Origin of the sequence: Leptolyngbya sp. FACHB-60 (assembly GCF_014695775.1) — a bacterium.
Lineage (GTDB): Bacteria > Cyanobacteriota > Cyanobacteriia > Phormidesmidales > Phormidesmidaceae > Nodosilinea.
Window position 1 is genome coordinate 27366 of record NZ_JACJOX010000032.1, and the last position, 14065, is coordinate 41430.

Here is a 14065-nt window from a genome sequence, read left to right on the forward strand (position 1 = left end):
GGCAGGTCGAACAAGCTATGATATCTGCGTTTCTGTTCTCCTTCTAAAGCGATGCCCCGCCCCAACCTAAACCAGCTGCGAGAACAATTAAATATTTCTCGATTGGCCCTGCAAAACCGTGGGCTGACGATCTTTTGCTGGATTGTGATTGGAGTGGCCGGGCTGTTTGCGTTTAGCTCTCTGAAGTATGCCTTGTTTCCCGACATCACCTTTCCGGTGGTGCTCGTCAACGCCACCGCCCCAGTCGAAACGGCGCTAGAAACTGAAGCCCAGCTCACCGTGCCCTTAGAGGCCCAGCTGCAACCTCTAGCCGGATTGACCAAACTAAACTCGACTACCTCGCCGGGGCGAGCGATTTTGCGGCTCAATTTTGAGGTGAACACCGCTTTGGGAGAAACGACGGCTGCGGTCGAGGAGGCGATCGCCCAGACTGAGCTGTCAACCGGGTTTGACTATGAGATCATTCCGCTCAATTTGAATGAGGCGACGGCGATCAGCTATGCCCTAACCAGTGAGGATTTGCCCCCGGCTGAGCTGGCGGCGCTGGTTGAAGCTGAGATCTTGCCGACGCTGCGCGACATTCCCGGGGTGCTGCGGGTAGACCTGCGCGGCACCGGCAGCCGAGCCACCGCCAGCGGTGACGGCAGTTTCTTGGCGGAGCTACAAAACCCGCCCACGCTAATTCGTTTTAATGGTGAAACGGCGCTGGCGGTGCAGGTGGTGAAACAGGGCGAGGCCAACACCCTCGAGGTGGTCGATCGCGTCGAGGCGGCGATCGCGCAAATCCGTGACCAGCAACCCCAGGTCGAGATTGCTCTGGCCGCCACTCAGGCCGATTTCATTCGCTCGTCAACCCAGGCCACGATCGATGCGCTGGTAGGGGCGATCGTGCTGGCGGTGCTGGTGATTTTGGGCTTTTTGCGCAGCTGGCGAGCCACGGTGATTACGGCCCTGGCGATTCCGCTGTCGGTGCTGGGCACGGCCATCGTCATGGCCATTTACGGCTTTAACCTAGAAACCATTACGCTACTGGCGCTGGCGATCGTAATTGGCATCATTGTGGATGACGCGATCGTCGAAATCGAAAACATCATGCGCCATATGGAAGCGGGTGCGACCCCGCAACAGGCGGCCCTGCGGGCAACCGACGAAATTGCGCTCACGGTGTCGGCCTCGACGCTGACCATTGTGGCCGTATTTTTGCCCGTGGCACTGATGGGTGGCACCGTGGGGCAGTTCTTTAAACCCTTTGGCCTGACGGTGTCGGCGGCGGTGCTATTCTCACTGCTGGTGGCGCGCACCCTGACGCCAGTGCTGGCAGTTTATTGGCTAAAGTCCCCCAACTCGCCTCAATCCGCTGCCCCTGCGCCCTCTGAACCCGCTGCCGAGGTGATCCCCGCGCTCCTGGCGGATACGGTGGCAGACTCCTGGCTAGAGCAGCGGTACAGCCAACTGCTGGCCTGGTCGCTGCACCATCGCTGGATTGTGGTGGGGCTGGCGATCGCCAGCCTAATCGCAGGCATTGCAATTATTCCGCTAATTCCCCAGGGGTTTATTCCCCAGCTTGACCAGGGCCAGTTTTTGCTGAACTACCAGGTGCCCCTGCCTCAGCGCCCCGGTGGAGCCCAGCTACCGCCGCCCGGACAGTTACCGACGGGTCTGAGCGCATCCCAGGCTACGGCAGCAGCAGAGGCCGCCGCAGCCGCAGGGCGATCGCAGCTCTTACAGCGGACCCTTCAGCAGGCCGACGACCTGGAGGCGACGGTGGCCCGGCTGCCCGAGGTCGAGTCGGTGTTGACCACTGTGGGCGGTCGGGGGCGACCCAACGAGGGCAGTCTGTACATTAAGTTGCGGGAGGAGCGCGATCGCGACACCGCCGCCGTGCAGGCCCAGCTCCGCCAAGACTTACCCACGCGGACGGGCCTGGAAACCAGCGTTGAAGACCTCCAATTTGTCGACACCGGCGGCGAAAAACCGCTCCAGGTAGCGCTGCTGGGCGACGATGTAGTGGCGCTACAAACTGCCGCCGCTGAGATCCAGGCACAGGTGGAAGCGCTGCCCGGTTTTGCCGATGTGCGCATTTCGGGGGCTGAGAACACCGCCGATGCGATCGTAGAGGTCAACCGGCAGAATGGCGAGCGGGTCGCCATCGTCAGCGCCAACTTGAGTGACGGCAATGCCCTAGGCGACGCCACCTCCCAAGTGGTAGAAATTGCGGAATCGGTGGTGCCCCCTGGTGTACGCATTGACCTAGCAGGCGACTCAGCTCGGGCGGGTGAGGTGCTGGGCAGTTTTGGCCGCATCCTAATTTTGGCGGTGATCTGCATGATGCTCGTGCTGCTAGTGCCCTTTGGGCGGCTGTTAGAACCGGCGGTGGTGGGCCTGTCGCTGCCGCTCTCGATTGTGGGTGCCATGCTAGCCCTGTGGATTACCCGCAGCGACTTTGGCATTGTTTCGCTGCTGGGCCTGCTGTTTTTGCTGGGCCTGCTCGACAAAAACGCAGTTTTGCTGATGGACTACATCAACCAGCTGCGCCGCGCCGGTGTCAAGCGCACCGACGCGATTATGAAAACGGGCCTGGTGCGGCTGCGCCCCATTCTCATGACCACCGCTTCGACGGTGCTGGGCATGGTGCCGATCGCGATTGGTCTGGGGGCGGGGGCCGAGCTGCGGCAACCGATGGCCGTGGCCATTATTGGCGGGTTGCTGACCTCAACCCTGCTGAGTCTGGTGGTGGTGCCGGTGCTCTACACCCTGCTCGAGGATGGCTGGCTCAAGCTCACTAAACGGTCAGCCTAATGACAATTCAGGTGATTCTCGTGCCCGTTGGGGCCGAATATCAGGCAGTGATGCGGGGCTTGAAGGCGGTTCCCCATGCACCCCTAGTGGTTGCCGTTCCGGCGGGACCAGCGGCGTTTCGGGCCTTTTTAGAAAGCTGGGAAGACAACTCTCGCTTCGCTACCCAGGAGATTTTGCTGATGGGCCTAGGCGGTAGCCTGTCGCCCCAGCATTCGGTCGGCGACGCCATTCTGCTTGAGCAGGTTTGGGATGGTTCGGAGGGGGATGGTTCGGAGGGCTACTTCTGCGATCGCACCCTCACCGATGAGCTAGCCCAACGCCTTGGTGCCCCAGTGGGGACGGGGGTAACGTGCGATCGCGTGATCACTACAGTTAAAGAAAAGGGGCGGCTGGGCGATCGCTACCAGGCCGCTGTGGTGGATATGGAAAGCGCCGTGCTGCTTGAGACCATGCCTCAAGCCAAGGTCGCCATTCTACGGGTGATCAGCGACGACTGTAGCCACGACTTGCCGGATATTGCCGGGGCGATCGGCCCAGACGGTAGCCTCCGCGCCAACACGCTCGCCCGCAGCTTTTTGAAACGCCCAGTTGCGGCTCTAAAATTTATTAGCGGCTCACTCCAGGCGCTCAAAACCCTGGAGCAGATCACGCTTACTCTTTTCAACCCGAATTAATAGTGTTCCAAACAAACAAATTGATCAACCGCTTGTTTGAGCCAACAGCCTTTTAACGGAAACGGCTACACTGCCAAAAGCCAGCGGCATGATGTTGCCGTCTTGCACTGTTGTTTGCTGTCTATATTGTCCTGCCACTGGTTGCTGAAATATTGTGATTTGCATCGTCACTAAATTCACAACCCAGTATTCTGGAATCTCAGCGGTGGCATAAACAGCCGCTTTTACGTCCAAATCTTGTTTCAGGCTGGTGTTGGCGACTTCGACCAGCCAAAAAATATCCTCAGGGTGTGGATGGCGATCGCGGTAGGTCGACTCAGGTAGGCGAACAATGGCAATATCAGGCTCTGGCTCAGAATCTCCCAGGGTAACAGGCCCATTGAAGCGGACTTCAGCCTTTCCTGCCAACAGCGTTTCTAAATATTTGGCCCCCTGTTTTGCCGTTGTGTAGTGAATTGGGGTTTCTGGACTCATCTCAACAATCTCTCCCCGCAGCAACTCGACGCGGCGCGCCTGAAGAATGCCGGCCTGAATCATCTGGTGGTAGTCGTCTACAGACCATTTAGCAAGGGTTTTCATAGAAGCTCATCTTAGACCGCCCCATCGTTATCAGTATAAAGGTGCCGCCAGAGAGAGCCCCTACCCTAGATCGCTATAAACCCGTCCCTTCCAGGCCCCGCCCTGCCCCGCCCTGTGCCGCCGTGCCGAATCTAATGTCATTAGCGTATAAAGCAGCGCAATGACCGGCAGCGCCAGCGCCAGCAAGACGTTTCCCCCATAGAGCTTCAGCGTTGGCCAGTAGGCCAGAGCCATCAGCAGCCATCCCGCCAGCCCGGTCAGCACCAGGGCGAGGTCGGCCCAAACCAATCCCAAAACCACGCCCAAGGGAGAAACCAGGTAGACCAGCAACATCCCCAACACCGTGCCGACCAGCAGCCAGGGCGAGTAGTTGAGTTGGGTGTAGGCGCTGCGGGCAACCATATTCCAAATGCTGTGCAAATCGGGGTAGGGGCGCAAGCTGTGAATGGTGGTGCTGAGGCCGAGCCAGATCGGGCCATTGGCTTTGACCGCCATCCCCAGGGCGCAGTCGTCAATCAGCGCCTGGCGAATGGCCTGAAGCCCGTCGATGCGCTGAAGGGCGCTAAAGCGAATCAGGGCGCAACCTCCCGCTGCTGCTGCCGTTTGCTTTTTGGGATTATTCACCCAAGGGAAGGGGTAGAGCAGCTGAAAAAAGAAGATAAACGCCGGAATCAACAGCTTTTCCCAAAAGCTCTCACAGCGGAGCTGCACCATCAGCGACACCAGGTCGAGCCGATCGCACTCGGCCTTTGTCACCAGCTGTTGCAGGCTGGCGGCATCGTGCTCAATGTCGGCATCGGTAAAGAGCACATAGTCGGGCGGGCTGGGCTGCGACGCCAGGTAGCGAAAACCTTGCTCCATCGCCCAAAGCTTGCCCGTCCAACCAGCGGGGAGGGCTGCGCCCGAGAGTACCGTGAGGCGATCGGATTGGTTTGCCGCAGTCGCAGTTTCCTGCGCCACCGCTGCTGTACCATCTGTGCTCTGGTCATCCACCAGCACTACTTGCAGGCTGCCGGGATAGGTCTGAGTGAGGTGCGATCGCACAGCTACCCCAATCAACTCCGCCTCGTTGCGGGCCGGAATCACCACCGCCACCGTTGGCCAGGTGGCTAGGGGCACCAAACTCTCGGAATCAAGCCGCTGATCGGCCTGCCAAAACTGGCCCCAGAACAGCAGCATCCCAATCCAGATCAGGAGCGCCAGACTCGTCAGGCTCAACGCTAAGATTGCCATCGGCTTATGTACACTGATTGGTCTTCCGCATCATAAATCAGTTGCTAAATGCAGACCTACTGCCGAAAACGGTCAGAGCCCAGGCCGTCCACTTCAGCTATCTTTCCTTGATGGAAGCATTTGCATTATGCTGCCCCAGTGACCGCAAGTTTTGACCGCAAAGTTTTGACCGTAAGGGGTGCCCATGCAGACGCAAGAACCGCAGCAGCTAACCGGGCTTGATTCGACAATTCGCGAAGCGATCCCTGAGGGAATCGCTGCCGCCCAAAACTACCTGCTGGCACTGCAGCACCCCGACGGCTATTGGTGGGCAGAGCTAGAGTCTAACGTCACCATTACCGCCGAAATCATTCTGCTGCACAAGATTTGGGGCACCGACGGCGATCGCCCCCTGGCTAAGGCAGAGCACTATTTGCGATCGCACCAGCGCGACCACGGCGGGTGGGAACTGTTCTATGGCGACGGCGGCGACCTCAGCACCTCCGTCGAGGCCTATATGGCGCTGCGCGTGCTGGGCGTACCCGCCAGCGATCCGTCCCTGCTGAAGGCCAAAGACTTTATTCTCAGCCGGGGGGGCATCACCAAAACCCGCATTTTCACCAAGCTGCACCTGGCCCTAATCGGCTGCTACGACTGGCGCGGTCTGCCCTCTCTGCCCGCCTGGGTAATGCTGCTAGAGTCACCCTCGCCCTTCACCATCTACGAACTCTCTAGCTGGGCCAGGGGCAGCACCGTGCCACTGCTGGTCGTCTTTGACCAAAAGCCGGTCTACAAGGTTGAGCCTGCCATCACCCTAGACGAACTCTACGCTGAGGGCATCGCCAATGTGCGCTGGGAATTGCCTAAAGCCGGAGACTGGAGCGACATCTTTGTCTGGCTAGACGGCGCGTTTAAGTTTGCAGAATTCATCAACTTCACTCCCTTTCGTGACGAGGGCATTCGCAAAGCCGAACAGTGGATTTTAGAACGGCAAGAAGCCACCGGCGACTGGGGCGGCATCATCCCCGCCATGCTGAACTCGATGCTGGCCCTGCGCTGCCTCGGCTACGACGCAGATGACCCGGTGGTGCGGCGCGGCCTGCGGGCGATCGACAGCTTTGCCGTGGAAACCGATGACACCTATTGGGTGCAGGCCTGTGTCTCCCCCGTGTGGGATACAGCCTTGGGAATGCGATCGCTCACCGACTCGGGCCTGGCCCCCGACCACCCCAGCCTGGTGCAGGCGGGCGAATGGCTGCTAGAGAAGCAAATCTTGGACTACGGCGACTGGATCGTCAAAAATCCCCAGGGCAAGCCAGGGGGCTGGGCCTTTGAGTTTGAGAACCGCTTCTACCCCGATGTGGACGACACAGCGGTGGTCGCGATGGCCCTGCAAGATGTCACCCTGCCCGACGAGGCGCTGAAGCGCGAGGCGATCGCCCGCGCCGTGCGCTGGGTGGTCACCATGCAGTGCAAAACCGGGGGCTGGGCCGCCTTCGACATCGACAACGATCAAGACTGGATTAATGCCGTTCCCTACGGCGATCTCAAGGCGATGATCGACCCTAGCACCGCCGACATCACCGCTCGGGTGCTGGAGATGCACGGTCGCCTCTGCCGCGAACCCGACCTCGCCGGCCGCTACGCTAGCGATCTCACCGCCCACCGGCTCGAACGGGGCCTCACCTTTCTGCTCAACGAACAAGAGGCTGATGGCAGCTGGTTTGGTCGCTGGGGCGTGAACTACCTCTACGGCACCAGCGGGGCGCTATCGGCCCTGGCTTTGATCGCGCCAGAACACTGCCAAGGGGCGATCGCACGCGGGGTTAACTGGCTCATCAGCTGCCAAAACCCCGACGGTGGCTGGGGCGAAACCTGCCGCAGCTACGATGACCCCACCCTCAAAGGCCAGGGGCCGAGCACACCGTCTCAAACGGCCTGGGCGCTGCTGGGGTTAATCGACGCCGGAGATTCTAAGGCCGCCGCAAAATCGGCCATCCAAAAGGGTATTCGCTATCTGATTGAGACTCAAACCCCCGAGGGCACGTGGGACGAGCAGGAGTTTACTGGCACCGGCTTTCCTCGCCACTTTTATATTCGCTATCACCTTTACCGCCACCATTTTCCGCTGATGGCCCTAGGCCGCTATCACCTCAGCTGTGTCCCCAGTGCTTAACCAAGCTGATTGTGCAGGCTCTAATAGCCTAGGTTTAGGGTTTAAGGTGTCGGGTTCAAGGCAGGTCGTGAACCTGAGACCCTGAACCTTGAACCCCCAATAAGCTGTCACCTTTAGCTTGGCAGACTACTACTCGCCCTTAGCCGGGGTGCAGCCACTGCGCAGCAGACGCTGTAACCAGGGGTGGGGCAAACCAATAGCCTTGGCCAGATTCACACCCCAGAGCTTTAAGAATGTCGAGTTCGGCGGCGGTTTCGATGCCCTCGGCAACCACGTCTATATTCAAGCTGTGGGCCAGGGTGAGAATCATCTGTACCGTCTCTAGGGAGGTTTGGGGATCTGTCCCTGTAGGGCTCAGGCGCTGCACAAAGGAGCGGTCAATTTTGAGGGTGTCGATGGGAAATTCGTGCAGGCGGCTGAGGGATGAGTAGCCCGTGCCAAAATCGTCGATGCAGAGCCGCACGCCCAAGGCCTTGAGGCGCTTGAGCGATTGAGCCTCGGAGGTGAAGGTGTCAAGGATGCAGCTTTCGGTAATCTCTAGTTTGAGGCAATGCCGAGGAATTTGGGTGGCCTGTAGCACCGCCTCTAACCGCTCGATTAGCTCGGCTTGCTTCAGCTGTATGGCCGACAGGTTGACGTTCATGGTCAGCGGCACCGCCTGGGAGACCGTCTGCCAATGCATGAGCTGCTGACAGGCGGTTTCGAGAACCCACCAGCCGATCGGGCCAATCAGCCCGGTCTCTTCGGCCACTGGGATGAATTCTAAGGGGGAAATTAGCCCTCGGGTGGGGTGTTGCCAGCGCACCAGGGCTTCAAAGCCGCGCACCTGGCCGGTAGCTAGAGAGACAATCGGCTGGTAGTGGAGACAAAATTCTTGGGCCTCAATGGCTCGCCGCAGGTCGCTCTCTAACTGGAGCCGCTGGGTGATCTGGGCTTGCATGGCGGGGTCAAACACCACGTACTGGTTTCTGCCCTTGGCCTTGGCCTGGTAGAGAGCAATGTCGGCATCGCGTAGCACGTGGGTGGCCACCTGATAGTTGAGGGTGCTGTAGGTAATGCCGGTGCTGGCGGTGGAAAAGACTTCGTAATCGCTTACCAGAAAGGCCAGTGAAAACTGATCTTGAATGCGCTGGGCGATCGCCAAGGCAGCATCGGGGTGCGGCAAGTTTTCGAGCAAGATGGCAAACTCGTCGCCGCCAAACCGCGCTACAACATCGGCGGCCCCTACACAGCGTTGCAGCCGTTGACTGGCCAACTTGAGAAACTCGTCGCCAATTAAATGGCCCAGGCTGTCGTTGATGTTTTTGAAGCGGTCGAGATCCATAAACAGCACCGCGTAGAGGCGATCGGGGTGCTGGGCACTCATGTGAATGGCGTGGTTGAGCAGATTGAGGAAGCAGGCGCGATTGGGCAGGTTGGTGAGGCCATCATAGAGAGCGTCGTGCTGAAGCTTATCGGTGGCCTGAACCAGCTGCGTCTGGGTTTTTTGCAGATTCTCTAGCGACTGCTGCAGCGTTCGGTTGCTCTGTTCCAGGTTTTGGTAGAGATTGGCATTCTCAAAGGAAATGGCCGCCTGGGCACAGAGAATGTCTAGCACCTGAATGCGATCGCGGGTAAACGCGCCCGTGGTCAGATTATTCTCCAGGTAGAGCACGCCCATCGCCTGGTTTTTTTGAATCAACGGCAGCCCCAACACCGATTTAGGTAAGTGCTGCACTAGGTAAGGGTCGGCGGCAAAGCGCGGCTCGACCCGCATATCATCGATTACCAATGGGACGGCGGTGCGATCGACAAAGTGAATCAGGCTCACCGGCAGGCGGTGGCTGGTTTGCAGGGGCACCAGATCTACCAGGCAGGTTTCGCCGCTGAGGCACTGGGCCACCACCACGAGCTGGTCGGCCTGGCGCAAAACTAAGGCCCCGCGTTCGGCCCCGGCATTTTCTAGCACCAGCTGCATCAGGGTGACGATCAGCTGATCGGGCCGCAGCTCCTGAGAGATAGCCTGGGACGCCTGAACCACGGCGGCCAAATCGAGGGCGGCGGTGTCGCTGGTGCGGCTGCTGATCTCGTCGCTGGTGCTGAGCACCCCCGGCGCTGGTAGCACCGATGCTGCCTGCAATACGTCGGGGTAGAGAGTTTCAAGCTGTTGAGTTTTGGCCTTTGCCCCCCAGTGGGCGTAGGCGTCGTAGGCGTCGTGTAGGTAGAGCTGGGCCAGCTTGTCTCGCCCCCAGGCCAGGTAAAACCGAGCCGCCAGTTCGTTTGCCAGCCCTTCATCCTGAACAAAACCGTGGGTTTTGGCGGAGGCGATCGCCCCATCGTAGGCCTCCATCGCCTCCAGGTAGCGCCCTTCGACTCGGGCAATTTCGGCCTCAACCAGCTGCCAGCGGTGGCGGTGGTTGCTGGGCGCAGAGTTTGCCCACTGGGCCAGCTTTTCCTGCTGCTGCTGAATGCGCTGCCAGCGGGTGGCGTGGTCAGCGGCAGTCTGGTCGCGAGCCAGCTGAATCAGAGCATCGTAGAAGGCGTAGAGGGCAAAGGGAAACTGAGCCCGCCCCCCATCCAGATAAATGGCCACCTGATCGGCCTGCTGGGCCGCCTGCTCAATCTGCCCAAACAGGTAGTAGAGCACCGTCTGATTAAAGTGGTAGTGGAAGAGGGAGGTGCGATCGCTGTGCTCCAGGTGAAACCGCACCGACGACTTGGCCTCGTACACCGACCCGCTCAAGCACAAGGGGTGCTCCCCTTCCCCCAGCAGGTTGAGCACCGTTTGCTGCACAATTTCTAAACACTTCAGCGACACCTGCTTGAGCTGACGCAGGGTTTGGCGATAGGCGGCCATCTCCGCCGCCAAATCCGCCAGGGGCTGCCCGGCGAAATAGGCATAGTGGCCATAGGCCTGGGCGTTGAGCACAACACATTCCAGATCGCCCGTCGCCAGACCGCTCTGGTAGGCCTGTACAAAAGCGGGCAGGCTTTGCCGCAGGGGGTCGCGCCAGTGGCAGATAAAGTTGTGTACCAGATAGCCAGCCCGGCTCTCGCAGGTGGTGGCCTGGAGCTGCTCTAGCAGCCTCAGCGCCAGCTGGCCAAACCCGTAGCCCGCTTCGATCTCGCCCATGCTGCACAGCGCCATGCCGTAGCCCGCGTAGGCAAAAATTGAGATCGGACTGTTGCCAAAGCGAATGGAAAATTCTACCTGCTTGGCCATCAGCATGGGCAACAGAGCCGGTAGCGCCCGGTAGGCTGGGGCGGTGAGTTTGGTCATAATCTGCATAGCCGCTAGCCGCTGCACCGCCGTCATCCTCGGCAGGGTCAACAGGCTGAGGGGGTCTTGTCCGGCCCAGAGCTGGCGCGTGTCGGCCAGGGTCTGCTGCACCTCAGCCGGGGTAGGCTGTTCTACAAAGTCAACCTCCAAAATGCGCAGCACCTGTAGCCCGGTGCGCACCGCAGCCAGATAATTGCCCTGGGCTCGATTGGCCAGCAGCCGCACCTCGTAGACGGGCAGCTGATCGAGCAGGTTGTAGGCGTGGCGGGTGGTGAGGTCAGCCCAATGCTCCACCTGTTCAAAGTCGGTGCAGAGGTAGGCGGCTTCGGTGATCTCTTGGTGCAGGGCCAGGGTCAGATCGTACTGCTGCCCCCAGGCATTGACCGGTAGCAAGGCAATGCCCTGGCGCAGATAGTCTAGCGCTGCCGAGTAGGCGGTGGCCGTTTTGGCCCTACGGCCGGCCTGCAAATTGAGCCGAGCCAGCTGTTCCCGTTCGGCGGCGATTAGCAGCGCCTGCCCCTCGTTGAGGTGGTTGACGATGGTAAACAGCTGCTCTTCGCGCTGGGCCGGGGACGATTTGTGCCAGAGCAGCTGGCCGATGGTGAGATGGGTCTGGGATCGTTGGTCGGCCGGAATCAGCGAATAGGCGGCCTGCTGAATGCGATCGTGCAGAAATCGGTAGCTCAGCTCTGGCCTATCTGAGGGCAGCAGGGCTGGCTCTAGGCTCCCTTCCGGCAGAAACAGGGTGTAGATTTCGCTCTGGGGCAGCACTAGCCCCAGTTCTAGGGCACTCCACAGGGCGATCGCTACGTCAGTTTCGGGCAGCTCTGACACCAGCGCCAGCGTGCCCAAATTAAACGGGTTGCCAATGCAGGCCGCCAGCTTCAGCATCGCCTGGGTAGACGGCCCCAGCTTTTGCAGCTGCTGGGCCATAAACGCTACAACATCCTCGTTTATAGCCGCGCTGCGGGCCTGTCCCAGGTCACACTGCCAGGCCCCCTGCACCGGGTCAAAGACGATAGTGCCCTCTTGGTGCAGGGTCTGCAAAAACTGGGTGGCAAAAAACGGGTTACCCCCCGTCTTTTGGTAAACCAAATCGGCCAGGGGCTGGGCCAGAAGCACTGGGCAGACCAGGGTATCGGCCACTAGCTGGTTAATGCTCATGGCCGACAGCGGCTCTAGGGTAATGGTATTGATGGTGGCTCCGCCCTGGCGCAGGGTGTCTAGGGTGAGCATCAGCGGGTGGGCTGGGCTGACCTCGTTGTCGCGGTAGGCACCGATCAGCAGCAGGTGCGGGCACCGGAGATCGCCAATCAGCAGGTTTACCAGCTGGAGCGAGGCCAGATCGGCCCACTGCAAATCGTCTAAAAATACCACCAGGGGGTGCTGGGGCGCGGCGAACACCTGAACAAAGTTCTGAAATAACCGATTAAAGCGATGCTGGGCCGCTTGGCCAGAGAGTTCTATCACAGGCGGCTGGGGGCCGATGATCTGCTCCAGCTCAGGAATGACATCGATCAAGAGCTGGCCGTTGGCACCCAGGGCCGTCAAAATGTCGGCGCGCCAGGCCTGGAGCTGAGCCTCAGATTCGCTAAGTAGCTGCTGCATCAGCGCTTGCAGGGCGGTTAAGAAGCCCATAAAGGGGGTGTTGCGCTTAAACTGATCAAACTTGCCCTGAATGAAGTAGCCCTGCTGGCGGGCGATCGGCTTCTGCACTTCGCTGACCACCGCCGTTTTGCCCACGCCCGAGTAACCCGCGACTAGCACCAGTTCGCTGCCGGTCACTCCAGCCGTGCTGACGCGCTCAAAGGCGGCCAGCACGGCCGCCACCGCTGGCCCTCGACCGTAGAGCTTTTCAGGAATCAAAAAGCGATGGCTGCGATCGCGCTGCCCAAGGTCAAAGGAGACAATCTGCCCCATCTGCTCTAGCTGGTGGCGGCACCGTTCGAGGTCGTGGTGTAGGCCCGCCGCACTCTGATAGCGGTCCTCCGGATTTTTTGCCATCAGCCGGCTAACTATGGCCGCCACCGCCGCCGGTACGCTTGGGTTGACGCTGGCGATGGGTGGCGGTGCCTTGGCGATGTGGCAATACACCAGGCCCATCAGGGTATCGGCAGTAAAGGGCACCCGCCCGGCCAGCAGTTCGTAGAGGGTGATGCCGAGGGAGTAGTAGTCGGTGCGGTAGTCGACGCCGCGATTGATGCGCCCGGTCTGTTCGGGTGAAATGTAGGCCAGGGTGCCTTCTAACATGCTGTGGCGCTGTCCCAAAATCGCCTGCCGCGGCAGACGCGAAGCGAGGCTAAAGTCGGTCAGCTTCACCTGCCGGGTTTCGGGATGAATCAGCAGATTGCTGGGTTTAATGTCTTTGTGAATAATGCCCTGGTCGTTCAAATGCTTCAAGATATTGGCAAGTTGCTGGGCAATTTCAAGAAACTCTAGCAGCCCCAGGCCGCCCTGGCCCTCACCCCAGCGTTGCTCCATCCAGTGCTTGAGAGAAATGCCGCCGAAGTCTTCTAAAATCAGCGCGTAGCTCTGGCGGTAGGGCAGCAGCTCGTAAGGCCACACAATGTTGGGCCCATGCAGGCTGCGGGCGATCGCAAACTGATGCTGCAATTGCATCAGCTCGTCGGGCGTTGGCCGATCGCTGCGCAACACCTTGATCACCACCGTCTGGCCATCCGCCCCCCGCCGCCCACGGTAAACCAGGCTCTTCACCCCGACGTGTAGCTGATCTAAGAATTGATATCCAGGCAGCTCAATCATCGAATGAGTCATTGAAAGCTCTTTTCTATTCTTCCCGGTCTTGCCTACCGTGAGGCGGTGCCGGGCAGAGCAGAGCTTACCCGGCCCCTGATCTAAGCTCACAGCAAAGGCTATAGCTCTTGAGCTACTCTTGCTAGATAAAATCTTTATTGATTACTTGTTGGGAACCCTGCTCGTTGTTAGGCAATCGAGAACAAAAATGATCGTTTCAATAACCTCCAGCGGAAGTCATTGAAGAGCGCGACAGCAAGTGATACCGAATCTTGTTTGTGTACCCCGTAGGGGCATTGCAGTGTGTCACGCGCTGTAAGGTTGTGCCCCCATAAGCGACACAAGGTTATGCCCCCTGATGCATCAGGGGTTCTTTTTTTTGAAGTGGGTGAGTTGCAGGGTTTGAACGGCTTGAGGGGTGAAGGCTTGGAAGCGATGTTGAGCAACCACTTGGCCTTGGACATCCTCAATAATCCAGGTTTGAGTCTGCGCCTCAAAGCGGATAGACACCATCTGGCCCTGATAGGTGCGTCCGACGGAATAGTTGCGGTTGTAGAGAGAAATCTGCCCCGTCTGAGAGACTTTTCGCCACCAGTGATGCTGAGCTAGGTA

General features: G+C 59.5%; 6 protein-coding genes and 1 pseudogene. 3 read left to right on the top strand and 4 right to left on the bottom strand.

The annotated features are described in order from the left end of the window. Positions 1-51 precede the first annotated feature (51 nt). Together H6F57_RS13655 and H6F57_RS13660 are read left to right on the top strand one after the other, a co-directional pair. Entirely contained in the window at positions 52-2799 is a 2748-nt protein-coding gene (locus H6F57_RS13655; protein WP_190625407.1) for an efflux RND transporter permease subunit, read from the top strand. Next, entirely contained in the window at positions 2799-3473 is a 675-nt protein-coding gene (locus H6F57_RS13660; protein ID WP_190625408.1) for a hypothetical protein, read from the top strand. The genes H6F57_RS13655 and H6F57_RS13660 overlap by 1 nt, the downstream gene beginning before the upstream one ends. A 24-nt stretch (positions 3474-3497) precedes the next feature. Here H6F57_RS13660 and H6F57_RS13665 read toward each other — a convergent pair whose 3' ends face one another. Both H6F57_RS13665 and H6F57_RS13670 read right to left on the bottom strand, forming a co-directional pair. Beyond that, the gene (locus H6F57_RS13665) at positions 3498-4052 is read right to left on the bottom strand and encodes a Uma2 family endonuclease (RefSeq protein WP_190625409.1); all 555 of its coding nucleotides are present in this window, start codon (positions 4050-4052) and stop codon (positions 3498-3500) included. Positions 4053-4112: 60 nt separating this feature from the next. Further along, positions 4113-5285, bottom strand: coding sequence for a glycosyltransferase (locus tag H6F57_RS13670; RefSeq protein WP_190625410.1), 1173 nt, complete (start codon positions 5283-5285; stop codon positions 4113-4115). A 184-nt stretch (positions 5286-5469) separates the two neighbouring features. Between H6F57_RS13670 and shc the strand changes: the two genes are divergently transcribed. Beyond that, the gene (shc, locus tag H6F57_RS13675) at positions 5470-7440 is read left to right on the top strand and encodes a squalene--hopene cyclase (RefSeq protein WP_190625411.1); all 1971 of its coding nucleotides are present in this window, start codon (positions 5470-5472) and stop codon (positions 7438-7440) included. Positions 7441-7579: 139 nt separating this feature from the next. Here the strand turns inward: shc and H6F57_RS13680 are convergent, their stop codons facing one another. Both H6F57_RS13680 and H6F57_RS13685 read right to left on the bottom strand, forming a co-directional pair. After that, complete coding sequence (locus H6F57_RS13680) at positions 7580-13474, bottom strand: EAL domain-containing protein (RefSeq protein WP_190625412.1); 5895 nt, start codon at positions 13472-13474, stop codon at positions 7580-7582. A gap of 342 nt (positions 13475-13816) precedes the next feature. Next, positions 13817-14065: pseudogene (locus tag H6F57_RS13685) on the bottom strand (hypothetical protein); the annotation flags it as partial.

Bases quoted from the DNA above. Each gene is read 5' to 3' on its own strand.
- H6F57_RS13655 (WP_190625407.1), top strand. From the start codon at position 52: ATGCCCCGCCCCAACCTAAACCAGCTGCGAGAACAATTAAATATTTCT.
- H6F57_RS13660 (WP_190625408.1), top strand. From the start codon at position 2,799: ATGACAATTCAGGTGATTCTCGTGCCCGTTGGGGCCGAATATCAGGCA.
- H6F57_RS13665 (WP_190625409.1), bottom strand. From the start codon at position 4,052: ATGAAAACCCTTGCTAAATGGTCTGTAGACGACTACCACCAGATGATT.
- H6F57_RS13670 (WP_190625410.1), bottom strand. From the start codon at position 5,285: ATGGCAATCTTAGCGTTGAGCCTGACGAGTCTGGCGCTCCTGATCTGG.
- shc (WP_190625411.1), top strand. From the start codon at position 5,470: ATGCAGACGCAAGAACCGCAGCAGCTAACCGGGCTTGATTCGACAATT.
- H6F57_RS13680 (WP_190625412.1), bottom strand. From the start codon at position 13,474: ATGACTCATTCGATGATTGAGCTGCCTGGATATCAATTCTTAGATCAG.